The organism is Lysinibacillus sp. NPDC056220 (genome assembly GCF_049315265.1).
GTDB lineage: Bacteria > Bacillota > Bacilli > Bacillales_A > Planococcaceae > Lysinibacillus > Lysinibacillus pinottii.
Genome location: NZ_JBMOXD010000005.1, coordinates 132,462 through 146,977 on the forward strand (window position 1 = coordinate 132,462; position 14,516 = coordinate 146,977).

The following is a 14,516-nucleotide window of genomic DNA, read 5'->3' on the forward strand; positions in this document are numbered from 1 at the left end:
GTAAACATGTTAAGTATAGATGAGGATCATGCAAAATAGTAATACCTATTTATGAGTCTGTCACCTCAACCTACAATGCTACATAAATTAAATAAAGGAACAAGAATGATTTTAGAAGGGAATGGCTATGGTAAATTTTAAATCGTTTCGTGGTATCATCACACAAATTAGTGATTTTCCAGTGGGGCAAAATGGGGACAGAGATGGTTGTTATAAAATGATGAGTGTCGAAGATGGTGTAGGCGGAGTCGTCAACTTTGTCATTTCTCCTTCTACTTATTTTGTGAATCAAGAAGTTGTTACAACAGGTGAATGGATCACTGGATATTATGATGGGGATGCACCTGTACCTATGATTTATCCACCGCAATATCGTGCATTAATTGTAGTAAAAGAAAGTAACCTTCAACATGTAAAGGTAGATTTTTTTAATCAACAATTGGTGAGCAGCGATGGGCAATTACAATTAAACCTTACTCCTTCAAGCGTTATATCACTTAAAAATGGGCAACCGTTTACAAAAAGTCCTGCTAATCGAAACCTAATTGTTATTTATGGTCCTACTACTAGAAGTATACCTGCCCAAACTACTCCATACGAGATTGTCGTTTGGTGTTAAGAAAAAGTTTGACGGCCTAAGTCCATTCACTTGGACTTAAGCCGTTTTTGGTTGTTACTGACCCGACATATTTTCTTTCATTTCATGTAGCTGCTGCTTGATCTGCTCTAGATAATCTTTATTTTGCTGCACTGTATCCAAATGTTCACCATATTGCTCTGCATTAAGACGCGCATTTTCTGCATGTTTGATTTGGTCAAATGCATGCTCGATAGCCATTTCCTCAGGATGTGATTTTGCATGCTTTAACATACGATCTGCCTTTTGCACCGAGTTACTAAATAATGTACTTGGATGATCCTGTTTCCAACTTGTGTCTGAGTGTTTTGCCAATCTATTCTCTTCCCTTCCTAAAAAAGTTTTCATTGCTCAACTGTAGTATTATGAAATGTTTAGAAAATATGTATGGAAAGTATATTAAAAAACACAATATTTCCCAGGCTATAAGTGAAGAACTAAGGAACCTACCCTAGTTCTTCTCATTGTGTTGAATAGTTGTCAAATATAAACTAGTGCCATGCAGTACGCTCACTGACTGGTTGTTTGATACCTGTTTTCCCTTTAGTTTCAGCAAAATTATTAACCTGAGCTGAAGATGTATCAAGTTCAAATTCCGAACCAAACTCTTCCTGGAGCATTTGTCGAGGTTGGTTTGTTATGCTTGCACTTCTCGTTTCTTTTACTTTTGCATTTTTACGATTTGTATTCATATTTGACATAACCATCCTCCACTAATTATTTGAAAAGCTTTAAAACATATATGTGTTTTAAGAACTTCTCACTGTAAAGTTTGTCCATGTTAAAAGAAAGCATGTGCCATAAATACAAAGTATTATTGTAGAAGCTCTTTCCTCGATGTCTCATTGTTATTCCTTTTATGTTGCTTGCAATCTTATTTTCTTTCTGATTATAATACTTGTATACAAGTATACTTATGATAAAAAAGGTGATAGTATGAGCGAATCTAAGGATTATTTATATCCTCAAAAATGGCTTTCTAAGGCATCAACTGGCGACCGTGTAGCTTATGAGCTTAGAATGCGTATTATTTCAGGATTAATTGAAAGCGGTACCATTCTTTCAGAAAACAAATTAGCAGCCGATTTTGAAGTAAGTCGTTCACCCATTCGTGAAGCCTTAAGGACATTGGCATCTGAAAACATCATCAGACTTGAGAAAATGGGCGCTGTTGTCATTGGTTTGTCGGAGAAGGAAATAGAAGAAATATATGATGTTCGTTTGCTGATTGAGACATTTGTGTTTGAACGTCTTATCAAGATGGATACAACTAACCTAACACTGGAACTTAGCAAAACATTAGAAATGATGAAGGTTGCCATCAAATATAATGATGCAGATGAATTTTCTTATCAAGACGTTATGTTCCATGAAGCTATTATTCGCTCCATTGGACATTCCTATATCGCGATGATCTGGAATAATTTGAAACCAGTAATGGAAGGGTTAATACTATTATCCATGCGCATGCGCTTTATTGAAAAATACGATGATTTCACTCGTATTGTGAAAAATCATGAGCTATATATAGATGCTATCCGAGCTAAAGATCGAAAGCTCATGATTAAGTCTTTACATGACAATTTTGACGATGTTCAAGGGACTGTGGAAGACCTATGGAGGTCACAGCAAATGCTATCAAAAGGGGTTGAGTCACACGATGACTAACTATATGTTAGGTGTGGATATAGGGACTACTAGCACAAAAGCTGTATTATTCAGCGAGCAAGGTGAAGTAATTCAACAAGAAAATATCGGGTATCCACTATATACACCTGATATTTCTACAGCGGAGCAAAATCCAGAAGAGATTTATCAGGCTGTACTACAAGCAATGTCAAATATTATGAAGGTCCATTCGGGCAAACCATTATTATTTGTATCCTTTAGTAGTGCCATGCATAGTGTAATCGCTATAGACGAAAATGACCAACCGTTAACTCCTGTCATTACTTGGGCGGATAATCGTAGTGAGGCGTGGGCACATAAAATTAAGAATGAATGGAATGGACATGAAATTTATAAAAGAACGGGGACCCCTATCCATCCAATGTCCCCACTAAGTAAAATTACATGGCTTGTAAAGGAACACCCTGAACTAGCTAGTAAAACAAAAAAATATATTGGCATTAAAGAATATATTTTTAAAAAGTTCTTCAACGAATATGTCGTAGATTATTCATTAGCCTCCTCTATGGGAATGATGAATCTTCACACTTTAGATTGGGATGAAGAAGCTTTATCAGTAGCTGGAATTACAAGTGCACAATTATCAACGCTCGTACCAACAACTAAATATTTCACTAACTGTAATCCAATTTTAGCTGAGCACATTGGCATTGAGCCACAAACACCTTTTGTAATTGGTGCAAGTGATGGTGTACTTTCAAATTTAGGAGTTAACGCCATTAGAGAAGGCGAAATTGCCGTTACAATTGGGACAAGTGGTGCCATTCGTACGATTATTAGTAAACCCAAAACGGATGTCAAAGGAAGAATTTTTTGTTATGCCTTAACAGAAAACCATTGGGTTATTGGGGGCCCCGTAAACAACGGTGGCATGGTTCTTCGTTGGATTCGTGATGAGTTTGCCTCTTCTGAGATTGAAACGGCTAAAAGATTAGGCATTGATCCGTACGACGTGTTAACGAAAATTGCTGAACGTGTAAGACCCGGTGCTGATGGACTACTGTTCCATCCCTACTTATCAGGTGAGCGCGCTCCTCTATGGAATCCAGATGTACGTGGTTCATTTTTTGGTTTAACCATGTCACATAAAAAGGAGCATATGATACGTGCTGCTCTTGAAGGGGTTATCTACAATTTATATACCGTGTACTTAGCATTACTTGAATGTATGGAAAGCCCCGTTACACGCATTCAAGCAACAGGTGGTTTTTCACGATCAGAGATTTGGCGACAAATGATGGCTGATATTTTTGAATCAGAGGTAGTAGTACCTGAAAGCTATGAAAGTTCCTGCCTTGGTGCATGTATTTTAGGCTTATATGCAATTGGCAAAATTGATTCCTTTGAAGTGGTAGCTGATATGATTGGTGACACTTATAAACATACACCTTTAGAAGAGGCAGCAAAAGAATATAGACAGCTACTTCCTATTTTCATACGTTTATCAAGGGTATTAGCAGACGATTATGCGTCTATTTCTCAATACCAAAGGAGCTTAATAAAGCCTGACTAAAAAGGAGGAAAATATATGCCTTTAGTTATTGTAGGTATTGGTATTATTGCGCTGTTAATTTTAATAATGATCTTTAAATTAAATACGTTTATCTCTTTAATCATTGTTTCATTTGGTGTCGCCTTAGTTCTTGGAATACCTGTAGATAGTATTGTGAAAACGATTGAAACCGGATTAGGCGGTACACTAGGTCACTTGGCATTAATATTTGGACTTGGCGCAATGCTAGGTAAGTTAATAGCTGATTCAGGGGGCGCACAGCGCATTGCTATGACCCTTGTGAACAAATTTGGAGAAAAAAATATTCAATGGGCGGTTGTTGCGGCATCCTTTATTATCGGAATTGCCCTTTTCTTTGAGGTAGGGCTAGTCCTATTAATACCTATTGTTTTCGCTATTTCGAGACAATTGAAGGTTTCTATCTTGTATCTAGGTATTCCGATGACAGCTGCTTTATCGGTCACACATGGATTTTTGCCCCCACATCCAGGTCCTACGGTGATTGCAGGTGAATATGGGGCAAACATCGGCGAAGTATTACTTTATGGTTTTATTATCGCCGTTCCAACTGTTATTTTAGCTGGGCCATTATTTACAAAGGTAGCTAAAAAATTAGTGCCTGAATCATTCAATAAAACTGGAAATATTGCCTCTTTAGGAGAGCAAAAGACTTTTGAGCTGGAGGATACTCCTAGCTTTGGTATAAGTGTCTTCACTGCATTGTTACCCGTTATTTTAATGTCCATCGCTACTATAATTACGCTGCTTCAAAAAACAATAGGCTTCGAAGATAACAGCTTATTAGCAGGAATCCGCTTCATTGGAGAGGCTGGTACTGCCATGTTAATTTCCTTATTAGTAGCTGTTTATACGATGGGTATAGCAAGAAAAATTCCAATTAAGCAAGTAATGGAATCATGTACAACAGCAATCTCGCATATTGGCATGATGCTGCTGATTATTGGCGGTGGTGGTGCCTTCAAACAAGTATTAATCGATGGTGGCGTTGGTGATTATGTAGCTGAACTATTCCATGGAACTACCTTATCACCCATACTATTAGCATGGATTATTGCTGCTATTTTACGCATTTCATTGGGGTCAGCTACGGTTGCCGCTTTAACAACAGCTGGGCTAGTAATCCCTATGTTAGGCCAACATGATGTGAACCTTGCATTGGTGGTTCTTGCGACAGGTGCGGGAAGCTTAATTGCTTCCCATGTTAATGATGCTGGATTTTGGATGTTTAAGGAATACTTCGGGTTAAGTATGAAAGAAACGTTTGCCACATGGACGTTGCTAGAAACAATTGTATCTGTAGCTGGTCTAGGATTTATTTTATTACTAAGTTTATTTGTTTAAAAAATGGAAAAGAAGGAGCGAGCATAAATGTTAAATACAATAGGCGTTATTGGTTTAGGTGTTATGGGCAGTAATATCGCCTTAAACATGGCTAATAAGGGCGAGCAAGTAGCAGTTTATAACTATACACGTGATCTAACAGACAAACTTTTACAAAAGGTCGAAGGACAAGCGCTTACTCCTTACTATGAAATAGAAGATTTTGTGCTTTCTTTAGAAAAACCAAGAAAGATCTTTTTAATGGTGACTGCTGGTAAAGCCATTGATTCAGTCATTGCTTCCTTAGTGCCTTTCCTTGAAACAGGCGATATCATTATGGACGGTGGTAACTCTCACTATCAAGATACAGAGCGTAGACATGATGAACTGATGGCTCGAGGTATTGGCTATTTAGGCATTGGCATTTCAGGTGGTGAGGTTGGAGCATTGACAGGTCCTTCTATCATGCCTGGTGGCAATCGAGAGGTCTACGAAAAGGTGGCTCCTATTCTTACGAAGATTGCAGCGCAATTTAAAGGCAATTCATGCTGTACGTATATGGGGCCTAAAGGTGCAGGTCATTTTGTCAAAATGGTCCACAATGGAATCGAGTACGCTGATATGCAGCTTATTGCAGAGGCCTATACTTTTTTAAGAAAAAATGTAGGATTATCTGTTGAGGAAATTGCTGAAATCTTTGAAACATGGAATCAAGGGGAATTAAAAAGCTATTTAATTGAAATTACAGCTGAAATTTTACGAAAAAAAGATGATGTCACAGGCTTACCTCTAATCGATATGATTCTTGATAAAGCTGGTCAAAAAGGAACTGGCAAATGGACGAGTATGCAATCCATCGATAATGGTATTCCAACATCGATAATTACAGAGGCTTTATTCGCTCGCTATATTTCATCATTAAAAGAAGAACGAGTTCATGCAGAAGCAGTATTAGCAGGTCCAAGCAGTACACAGCCAAATCTAGATAAAGATGTGTGGGTAGAATATGTCAGACAAGCCCTCTATATGGGGAAAATCTGTGCCTATGCACAAGGGTTTACACAATATAAAATGACCTCCGAGCTCTATAATTGGAACTTACCATTAAAGGATATTGCGCTCATTTTCCGTAGTGGGTGCATTATACGTGCAGAGTTTTTAAATGTGATAAGCGATGCTTATCACAAACAACCTACACTCGCCAACCTATTAATAGCTCCTTACTTTGCAGAAAAAACAAAGGACTATCAAAGTGGATTGAGAAAAATTGTATGTGAGGGTATACAGGCAGGGAATGCATTCCCATGCTTAAGTGCCTCGCTCACATATTATGATAGTTATCGGACTCGTTCATCTAATGCTAACCTGTTACAGGCACAGCGCGATTATTTTGGTGCTCATACATATGAGCGAACTGATTTAGCAGGTGTGTTCCACACAGATTGGTAAATAAAAAGCTAAAATATACATCATCGTATCATGATTGTATATTTTAGCTTTTTCATTATCTCTATACACATGTACTCGATTACGTTCTGCTTGTTTTGCTGAGTACTGTGCTTTATTTGCTTTGTTTAAGAGTTGATATAATGTCTCTTCCCCATTTGTACCTTCAGCAACCCCAAAGCTAATCGTAGTCTTAAGCGGTTGTAGCTCCATACTTTGATGATTCATATCCACTAGCACCACTGTAAATGGGGATGACGTCCCTTTCGCCTCACCATACGCTTGATTACATTGTTGAAAAAACACACAGCGAGCCTGTTTTTCTAACATTTTTTAGTAAGAACCAGCACAAACTCCTACCTCTTCACCACGCTCTCCCATGTAACGGGAATCGCTGCCCTGTTACCTCAAGTTTTTACCTTCGCAAAGCGCATACCGAACATAAATCTTGTTAATGGTGGGATTATCTTATTACAGGCTGGATCAAATTGTATTAATCTATAGCTTTCATCTAATACGATAACGCCATCATTGATACTATGAAATATAGCATCCTTAGCAACCGGCATTCCTCTAAATAAGCATGAGGAATAAATAGACCAAAAGGGGGAAGTCCAGAAAATAAACAAATGCTGTTATAATGGGAATCAACTGCCCACACATTAACGCAATTAATGGTGGTCGATAGGACCTAGCTGTTTCCTTCCAATGGGTCAGTACTAATAAAAGTACTAACCAACATGCTGGAAAAAGTAAATATGCCATGAATGATATCCATTTCCGGGTGAATATAAGGAGATCCTAAAACAGGGTCAATTTCAAAAAACTCGATAATGAAGATGATGGATATCATTTGTAGCAACGATTACTAAACTAATAGAAGGTATAACAAAAATTCCCATGAGCTCTTTTGTGGATGTATTTATCACAGCTACCACCCAAAAATTTAAGAAGTCAGGAGGGCAATATGACTAATAAGGACAGCCTAGATATCATCTTTTCAGATCCAATCGAAAGCCCTTCCCACCCCTTTTATCATAAGCAAATTGTGTTTACAGGTGCTCTTTCCAAGATGACTCGTTCAGAAGCAGCTAAACACGTAAAGGCTTGTGGTGGATTTTTACAAGGCACCGTTACACAGCAAACCGATTTTATTATCCTTGGAGACAAACGTCGTGGCATCAGTACTAAACAACGTAAAGCCGAGCAACTCATTAACCTTGGTCAGGATATTCAAATACTTATAGAAAGCGATTTTTTATGGATTATTTCAATGCCAAAGGTAGTTGAAAAATAAAAAAGAGTATGTGCGAGTTAATCGACATACTCTTTAATCCTAATTGATTTAGCCTTTTTAACTTTTATGAAAGGAATTACTTATTTACTTTAGGTGCTGGGTAATTAAAGCCCTTCATATCTACTTCTACTTTTTTCATTTGCTGATCTTCTAATGGTTTATCTGTAGCATCTCGCTCAGCAGCAACAATGGCATCCACCGTTTCCATTCCTTCAATTACTTTCCCAAAAGCAGCATATTCGCCATCTAGATTTGTTGTCTCTTTTACCATAATAAAAAATTGTGATCCTGCAGAGTTTGGATCTTGCGAGCGAGCCATTGAAATAACACCACGTTCGTGTTTCAGGCTATTGTCCCAACCGTTTGAGGAAAACTCGCCATCAATTGAATAGTCAGGTCCACCTGTACCATTACCTGAAGGGTCTCCACCTTGAATCATAAAATCAGGAATAACGCGATGGAATATAAGACCATCATAAAATCCTTCTTCCACTAATGAAATAAAGTTAGCTACAGTATTTGGTGCTACGGTAGGCTCTAATTCAATAACAATTTTTTCATCATTGCTCATCGTAATAGTGACAATCGGATTTTCTTTCACCTTTGATGCGTAATCCACCGTTTCTGTTTTCTTACTGTCCTTTGCTGTACCACAGCCCGTCAATACAAACATAATTGCTAGTAATGATAACACTACATAAATACCTTTATTACGTGTATACATCTTTTCAACTCCTCTTATTTACCATCAATTCATTATAAAACTATCCCATAGTTAACCACAATCAATCACACATCATGTCAGGACGATCTCTTGTTACAAACTCACACCTGTTAATTAAAATACGTTTTGAATAATATAGCATTCTAATAATCAGAATATTAAATTAGCAAAGGGATGAATGCTCATTTGTATAGAGGAATTTTTAATGGTCTGTAGAATAAAATTAGGAAGCACTCTAATGTTGTATTAATTCCCATGTTTGGAAAAATACTCTGAGGAGGATTCATTCTGATAGATGAAAGCAAATAGTAATAATAATATGTTACTATTCTTCATTAAGTTATGACGACCGTTTTAGAAACTGGCCCTTTATTTTCCCCTGACAATTCACAATTTACATGTACAAGCTGTTTGCATTTTTTTGGATGGAACATTTACTTTTCATTCCTAGTAAAAACCTAATAGATCATTATCGTCACTGTAGAATGTGTTTAATTTTAATCAAAGGATTCTAGTCCTACATAAAAAGAGTAATGGCTAAAATCGCAACATACTCTTAAGGAATTTTAACTAATTTATACATTTTTTACCTACCTGTTTATTACTACTGTAAAATACAATAATAAGACATTCGATACGAATAAAGCAAAAATTTAACATTTTTTCTACAGGACAATGACAAAAAATTGGGGGTTCATTTACATGTCTATAGAACAAACGAGATATTCTCGACTGGCCAATATAACGAAAATGATAAACATGAAGTTGGATTTACGTGAAGTATTGGAGCAGGTAACAATCGCAATATCTGAAGAAATCGTCAACTGTGATTCAGTGGGAATTTATTTGCCACAAGAAGATGGAACATTCAGAGGATATGTAGGAAAACCAGAGGTGATTAACGGCTGGACATTAAATATGCATGTCATTGAAACCGAAATAGATTTGCTGGCAAAGGAAGTGATTGAAACAAAGAAAACAATCTATATTCCTGATACTTCAAGAGATAATCGCCCTGACCCTAGAGCCGTTGAAGGATTTCATATTAAATCTTTATTAGCACTTCCTATTTCCTTTGAACAAGAGTTATTTGGCCTTGTTTTTTTATTTGATTATGGAATTCCAATGAATTTAACTGAGGAAGAAATTCAAACGGTTGAAGCCTATGTAAATATGGCTGCGGTTGCCATTCAAAACGCAAACAACTTAACTTATAAAGAGCATCTTATAAATGAAAAGCAGTTACTGCTCGATGTTACACGTGATTTATCCATGTGCTCTTCACTACAGGAGAGCCTTGATAAATGCTTTTTCTACTTAGAAAAGGTTTTAGATAATAAAAATATAGGTGTTCACTTATTAGATCCTTTAGCAGAAAAAAGTATTAAACCGGCTAAGTTGAGTAAGGATAGCGATTGGACCGAAGAGAATTGGCTTAAAACACATAACAAAATACAAATTGATGAGAGCAATGATTCTGTCATGCAGGAGGTTTTTGAAACGAAAAAAGCCATTCTTATTCCAAATGTATTTGAAGATGACAGGCCAAATCATGAAGTTTGTCGTAATTTCGGCATAAATGGTTTAGTGATGTTTCCTTTGATTTCAATGGGTGAAATTTTAGGACAAATTTCCATTGTTAATCTTGAAAATAAACCATTTTTCTATTCAGAGACTCAATTACAATTAGCTCAGTCCATTGTTGATACTACTGCGTCTGCATTATCTAATCAGTTATATATGGAAAAACAAGAGATTATAATCGAGGAGAGAACATCGGAAGTAAGAGACAAAAATAAAGAGCTTGAACGTGTTGTCGCTGAGTTACAGCAACTTAGCCGTGAAAAAGAGTTAATTCTCAACTCGGCAGGTGAGGGCATTTTCGGATTAGATCTTGACCGAAACATTACGTTTTGCAATCCAGCCGGTGCGCTCATGCTGGGGTATGAAACAGATAGAGATTTGATTGGAAAATCAGTTGAAATTATTATGAGTGGTTGTGAGGCAGAGGTCAACATTCCTGTTTCACCCTTTTTAAATACAAATTTTAACAGCTACGAAGTGTTTTTTAGAAAAGATCATACCTACTTCCCCGTCGAATACGTCACTTCTTTTATAAAAGAAGGCGATAAGGTCGTAGGCGAAGTGATTACATTTAAAGATATAACGCAAAGAAAGCAATTAGAAGAAAAAATTAAATACCATGCCTATTTCGATAGTTTAACGGATTTGCCCAATAGGGTTCTTTTATTAGACAGACTAACGCAGGGACTGAAGTATGCAAAAGTAAATGGTGAAAAATTAGCTGTGCTCTACTTGGATTTAGATCGTTTCAAGTTAGTAAATGATTCGTTAGGTCATAGTTATGGAGATTTATTGCTTCAAAGTGTTGCCAAACGTTTAAGTGCCTGCGTCCCAGAAGATGCAACTGTATCAAGGCAAGGTGGGGATGAGTTTACAATCTATTTACCTAATATTAAGTGTGAGAATGACATTTTAAAAGTTATAAATTGTATCAATGCTTCTTTCTCTCAACCATTTAATTTGATTGACAATGAAATATATATTAAAACAAGTATTGGTATAAGTTTATTTCCTGAAAACGGCGATACTACAGACACGTTAATCAAAAATGCAGACACAGCTATGTACAAATCAAAAGAAACGCCAGGTACTAGCTACCATTTCTTTAGTGAAGGAATGGATACAAGGACTTTTGAGAGTATCAAACTTGAGAATGATTTATATAAGGCTTTAGAGCGTGATGAATTGATGATCTTCTATCAGCCTCAAATAAATTATAAAACAAATAAAATTAAGGGTGTAGAAGCTTTATTAAGGTGGAATCATCGAGAACATGGCATGATTACCCCCGATAAGTTTATTCCACTTGCTGAAGAAACAGGATTAATCGTCCCGATAGGTGAATGGGTTCTTAAGGAAGCATGCAAGCAATTAAAAGAATGGCATAATCAAGGATTTCCTTTAATCAGTATGTCTGTGAATTTATCTGTCCATCAGTTCGAACAGAATAATTTATTTTCTATTATTGAAAATGTTTTACATGAAGCCGATCTGTCTCCTGAATATTTACAGCTAGAGCTCACAGAAAATCTAATTGTAAAAAATACAGAGGTAACCTTAAAAACGATGAAACAATTGAAGGGACTTGGGGTTAATTTAGCTATTGATGATTTCGGTACAGGTTATTCATCTTTAGGATATTTAAAAAATTTACCAATTTCCACATTAAAAATTGATAAATCCTTTGTACAAGAAATGTTAACGGATGATGCAGCAGCTATTACAAATACAATCATTACCCTAGCTCAAAATTTGAAACTGGAGGTTATTGCTGAAGGAGTCGAAACAAAAGAACAAGCGGACTATTTATTGGTACAAAATTGTCATTTAATGCAAGGATATTTTTTCAGTAAGCCTATGAAAGCTGGAGAAATTATGAAAAAATATTTCTGTTAGCCTATTACATTATTATGCAAAGGGGAAATGATGATGAAAGCAGCTCGCACAGTCTTAGAGTATTTAAAAAATAGTGGTGTGCAGTATATTTTTGGTATTCCAGCAGGCTCAGTCAATGCATTTTTTGATGAACTCAATGATATGAGTGAATTAACACCTATTGTCACAAAACATGAAGGAGCAGCATCCTATATGGCTGCAGCTTATGCAAAATACTCCAATCATTTGAGTGTTTGTATTGGTTGTAGTGGCCCTGGAGGAACAAATCTAGTAACAGGTGCCGCAAATGCTATGCGGGAGCATTTACCGGTTTTATTTTTAACCGGTGCTGTTCCTGTTAACACGATCGGTTTAAATGCCTCTCAAGAGTTAGATGCTGAACCAATCTTTCGTCCAGTTACTAAATATAGCGTAACGGTTAAAGAATCGAAGGATTTACTCAAAGAAATAGTAAAAGCCACAGAAATTGCCCTATCTGGCGTGCCAGGTCCTGTACATATTGCTATACCAATAGATATTCAACATGAAACAATTTCACATGTAGAAATACCAGCTCCACCAAAAAGAACAGCCATTGTTCCTGAAATAGATACCATTAAAAATGTAGCTGAAGAGCTATTAGCAAGAAGAAGTGGCTATATTTTGGTAGGGCAAGGCGTAAAAAACTCTGTTGAACAATTACTAGAGTTAGCAGAAATTCTAAATTGGCCAATTATAACAACACCACAGGCAAAAGGGTATATTCCAGAGGATCATCCTCTCCTAGTTGGTGTTTTCGGCTTTGCGGGTCACGAGGCTGCCTCAGAATTAATAGCTGATGGCGATGGGCAAGTATTATTAATTGTCGGTTCAAGTTTAGGTGAAACAGCCACGAATAACTACAACTTAAATCTTACTAAAAATCGTTTTTCGATACAGATGGACTTTGATCAATCCGTGTTCAACCGAAAATATGAGATTGACTTACCTGTGCTAGGTGATATCAATGTGAGTTTACTATTGCTTATTGAAGAACTACGAGCTAACGGTCTAGCAAAAACTCCATTTAAGGTTAAAGAAAATAAAGAGATTTATAAAGAAGTCACAGGGGAATATAACACGAAAAATGTATTGTTAACTATTCAAAAATATTTACCTTCCTCCACAAGGTACGCTATTGATATTGGTGAATTTATGTCCTATGTCATTCATCATATGAAAGTAGTAGATTATGATACGTTTAATATTAATGTCCATTTTGGAGCAATGGGAAGTGGGATTGGATCTGCCATTGGTTCAAAGTTAGCCGAACCTGAACGTCCTGTTGCATGTATTACAGGAGATGGTTGCTTTTTCATGCATGGGATGGAGATTTTAACAGCAAAAGAATATAATCTACCCATATTATTTATTGTCATGAATAATGCTCGTTTAGGGATGGTATACCATGGACATGCTTTACAGTTTAAGCGCACTCACCCATCCTTTGAGCAGCATCCCATTAATATTAGTGCTATGGCTTCAGCGATGGATATACCAAGCTTCCAAGTAACTGAGCTACAAGACCTTCATCATGATATGCTTCATCACCTAATGAATTTAAATGGTCCAGCTGTATTGGAAGTAGTTTTAACTGACAATAATACACCTCCCATGGGCGATCGAGTTAAATTTTTATCCTCTTTTGGAAAATAAACGTTATCACTAATGAAGAAAAGTCATATAGTTGGATGAATACATCCTCTATATGACCTTTTTGATTTATAAATGCGAGAATGACTGTTGAATGACTCCGAGTATTGCTCCCATTGTTTTTCCTTTAAAAGCATCTGAAACTGCTTCACCCGTGGGATTGGAGAAATAGTAGCTATCCATTGTATCATCGAAATAATATCCGATACTTGCTAGTTCATGTGTTAAATTAGTTGGTAACTCCTTAAGTCCAGTTTGTTCAAAAAAATAATTTGTAGAATAGACTTTCACATCTATATCTCCAGCTCCCGTATGTACGACAAATAAATCTTTTTCATGCTGAACAATCCATTGACCCTTTGAATATAAAGATATTCTTGCTCCTTCTAATGAGGATATGGCATCTAAATTAACACCAAACATTTCATTTAGAATACTCCGAACCCTTGCCCCTGTTATATCTCCCGCATATTGTTGTAGAAAGGAGTCTATTACCTCTCTTCCTGAGAATGCAGAGGTTCCTACCATCTCTTTATTTACAATAGGAGTTTCATCTAAATTAATCTTATAAATTAAATCTACAACATGCCAAATATCGGTACTACTAGCCTTTCCTTTATAAGTATCTAAATACTGATCCATCATTTCTGACTTCTTCATCTTCCGGTCCTCCCATAAAAACTATTCTATTGCTTCTCACATGTGTACCACTACGAGC

14 protein-coding genes are annotated in these 14,516 nt (G+C 36.5%); 8 read left to right on the forward strand and 6 right to left on the reverse strand.

What is annotated here, in order from left to right; genetic code table 11:
• The first annotated feature begins 127 nt into the window (after positions 1-127).
• The gene (locus ACOZBY_RS16745; protein WP_422762556.1) at positions 128-619 is read left to right on the forward strand and encodes a hypothetical protein; all 492 of its coding nucleotides are present in this window, start codon (positions 128-130) and stop codon (positions 617-619) included.
• 54 nt (positions 620-673) lie between these two features.
• On the opposite strand, the gene ACOZBY_RS16750 is transcribed toward ACOZBY_RS16745, so the two are convergent.
• Both ACOZBY_RS16750 and ACOZBY_RS16755 read right to left on the reverse strand, forming a co-directional pair.
• On the reverse strand, positions 674-952 hold the full coding sequence (locus ACOZBY_RS16750) for a hypothetical protein (RefSeq protein ID WP_031416780.1): 279 nt from the start codon (positions 950-952) through the stop codon (positions 674-676).
• Between the two features lie 176 nt (positions 953-1,128).
• Entirely contained in the window at positions 1,129-1,338 is a 210-nt protein-coding gene (locus ACOZBY_RS16755) for a hypothetical protein (protein WP_036162467.1), read from the reverse strand.
• 235 nt (positions 1,339-1,573) lie between these two features.
• Here ACOZBY_RS16755 and ACOZBY_RS16760 point away from each other — a divergent pair, with 235 nt between their 5' ends.
• The 4 genes from ACOZBY_RS16760 to gnd are packed head-to-tail and all read left to right on the forward strand — an operon-like array spanning position 1,574 to position 6,629.
• On the forward strand, positions 1,574-2,305 hold the full coding sequence (locus ACOZBY_RS16760; protein ID WP_012296161.1) for a GntR family transcriptional regulator: 732 nt from the start codon (positions 1,574-1,576) through the stop codon (positions 2,303-2,305).
• Entirely contained in the window at positions 2,298-3,839 is a 1,542-nt protein-coding gene (gntK, locus tag ACOZBY_RS16765; protein ID WP_036162469.1) for a gluconokinase, read from the forward strand. The genes ACOZBY_RS16760 and gntK overlap by 8 nt, the downstream gene beginning before the upstream one ends.
• 15 nt (positions 3,840-3,854) lie before the next feature.
• Positions 3,855-5,201 (forward strand): GntP family permease, encoded by a 1,347-nt coding sequence (locus ACOZBY_RS16770; protein WP_375827868.1) that lies wholly within the window; start codon positions 3,855-3,857, stop codon positions 5,199-5,201.
• Between the two features lie 27 nt (positions 5,202-5,228).
• Complete coding sequence (gene gnd / locus ACOZBY_RS16775) at positions 5,229-6,629, forward strand: decarboxylating NADP(+)-dependent phosphogluconate dehydrogenase (RefSeq protein ID WP_012296164.1); 1,401 nt, start codon at positions 5,229-5,231, stop codon at positions 6,627-6,629.
• Here the strand turns inward: gnd and ACOZBY_RS16780 are convergent.
• Both ACOZBY_RS16780 and ACOZBY_RS16785 read right to left on the reverse strand, forming a co-directional pair.
• Positions 6,600-6,932 carry a hypothetical protein gene (locus tag ACOZBY_RS16780; protein WP_230584506.1) on the reverse strand — a complete coding sequence of 111 codons (333 nt, stop codon included), beginning with the start codon at positions 6,930-6,932 and terminating at the stop codon, positions 6,600-6,602. The two genes, gnd and ACOZBY_RS16780, sit on opposite strands and share 30 nt — an antisense overlap.
• 101 nt (positions 6,933-7,033) lie before the next feature.
• The gene (locus tag ACOZBY_RS16785; RefSeq protein WP_012296166.1) at positions 7,034-7,195 is read right to left on the reverse strand and encodes a hypothetical protein; all 162 of its coding nucleotides are present in this window, start codon (positions 7,193-7,195) and stop codon (positions 7,034-7,036) included.
• A 398-nt stretch (positions 7,196-7,593) separates the two neighbouring features.
• On the opposite strand from ACOZBY_RS16785, the gene ACOZBY_RS16790 reads away from it, so the two are divergent.
• On the forward strand, positions 7,594-7,923 hold the full coding sequence (locus ACOZBY_RS16790) for a BRCT domain-containing protein (protein WP_375827867.1): 330 nt from the start codon (positions 7,594-7,596) through the stop codon (positions 7,921-7,923).
• A 76-nt stretch (positions 7,924-7,999) separates the two neighbouring features.
• On the opposite strand, the gene ACOZBY_RS16795 is transcribed toward ACOZBY_RS16790, so the two are convergent.
• Positions 8,000-8,647, reverse strand: a complete 648-nt coding sequence (locus ACOZBY_RS16795; RefSeq protein WP_422762557.1) for a peptidylprolyl isomerase — start codon at positions 8,645-8,647, stop codon at positions 8,000-8,002.
• A gap of 702 nt (positions 8,648-9,349) precedes the next feature.
• On the opposite strand from ACOZBY_RS16795, the gene ACOZBY_RS16800 reads away from it, so the two are divergent.
• Positions 9,350-12,127, forward strand: coding sequence for a bifunctional diguanylate cyclase/phosphodiesterase (locus ACOZBY_RS16800; protein ID WP_031416784.1), 2,778 nt, complete (start codon positions 9,350-9,352; stop codon positions 12,125-12,127).
• 33 nt (positions 12,128-12,160) lie between these two features.
• Entirely contained in the window at positions 12,161-13,801 is a 1,641-nt protein-coding gene (locus ACOZBY_RS16805; RefSeq protein WP_180276580.1) for a thiamine pyrophosphate-binding protein, read from the forward strand.
• Positions 13,802-13,867: 66 nt separating this feature from the next.
• Here the strand turns inward: ACOZBY_RS16805 and ACOZBY_RS16810 are convergent, their stop codons facing one another.
• Positions 13,868-14,458: a hypothetical protein gene (locus ACOZBY_RS16810; RefSeq protein WP_012296171.1), complete on the reverse strand. Its 591-nt coding sequence runs from the start codon at positions 14,456-14,458 to the stop codon at positions 13,868-13,870.
• Positions 14,459-14,516 lie beyond the last annotated feature (58 nt).

Bases quoted from the DNA above. Each gene is read 5' to 3' on its own strand.
- ACOZBY_RS16745 (WP_422762556.1), top strand. From the start codon at position 128: ATGGTAAATTTTAAATCGTTTCGTGGTATCATCACACAAATTAGTGAT.
- ACOZBY_RS16755 (WP_036162467.1), bottom strand. From the start codon at position 1,338: ATGTCAAATATGAATACAAATCGTAAAAATGCAAAAGTAAAAGAAACG.
- ACOZBY_RS16760 (WP_012296161.1), top strand. From the start codon at position 1,574: ATGAGCGAATCTAAGGATTATTTATATCCTCAAAAATGGCTTTCTAAG.
- gntK (WP_036162469.1), top strand. From the start codon at position 2,298: ATGACTAACTATATGTTAGGTGTGGATATAGGGACTACTAGCACAAAA.
- ACOZBY_RS16770 (WP_375827868.1), top strand. From the start codon at position 3,855: ATGCCTTTAGTTATTGTAGGTATTGGTATTATTGCGCTGTTAATTTTA.
- gnd (WP_012296164.1), top strand. From the start codon at position 5,229: ATGTTAAATACAATAGGCGTTATTGGTTTAGGTGTTATGGGCAGTAAT.
- ACOZBY_RS16785 (WP_012296166.1), bottom strand. From the start codon at position 7,195: ATGCCGGTTGCTAAGGATGCTATATTTCATAGTATCAATGATGGCGTT.
- ACOZBY_RS16790 (WP_375827867.1), top strand. From the start codon at position 7,594: ATGACTAATAAGGACAGCCTAGATATCATCTTTTCAGATCCAATCGAA.
- ACOZBY_RS16795 (WP_422762557.1), bottom strand. From the start codon at position 8,647: ATGTATACACGTAATAAAGGTATTTATGTAGTGTTATCATTACTAGCA.
- ACOZBY_RS16800 (WP_031416784.1), top strand. From the start codon at position 9,350: ATGTCTATAGAACAAACGAGATATTCTCGACTGGCCAATATAACGAAA.
- ACOZBY_RS16805 (WP_180276580.1), top strand. From the start codon at position 12,161: ATGAAAGCAGCTCGCACAGTCTTAGAGTATTTAAAAAATAGTGGTGTG.
- ACOZBY_RS16810 (WP_012296171.1), bottom strand. From the start codon at position 14,458: ATGAAGAAGTCAGAAATGATGGATCAGTATTTAGATACTTATAAAGGA.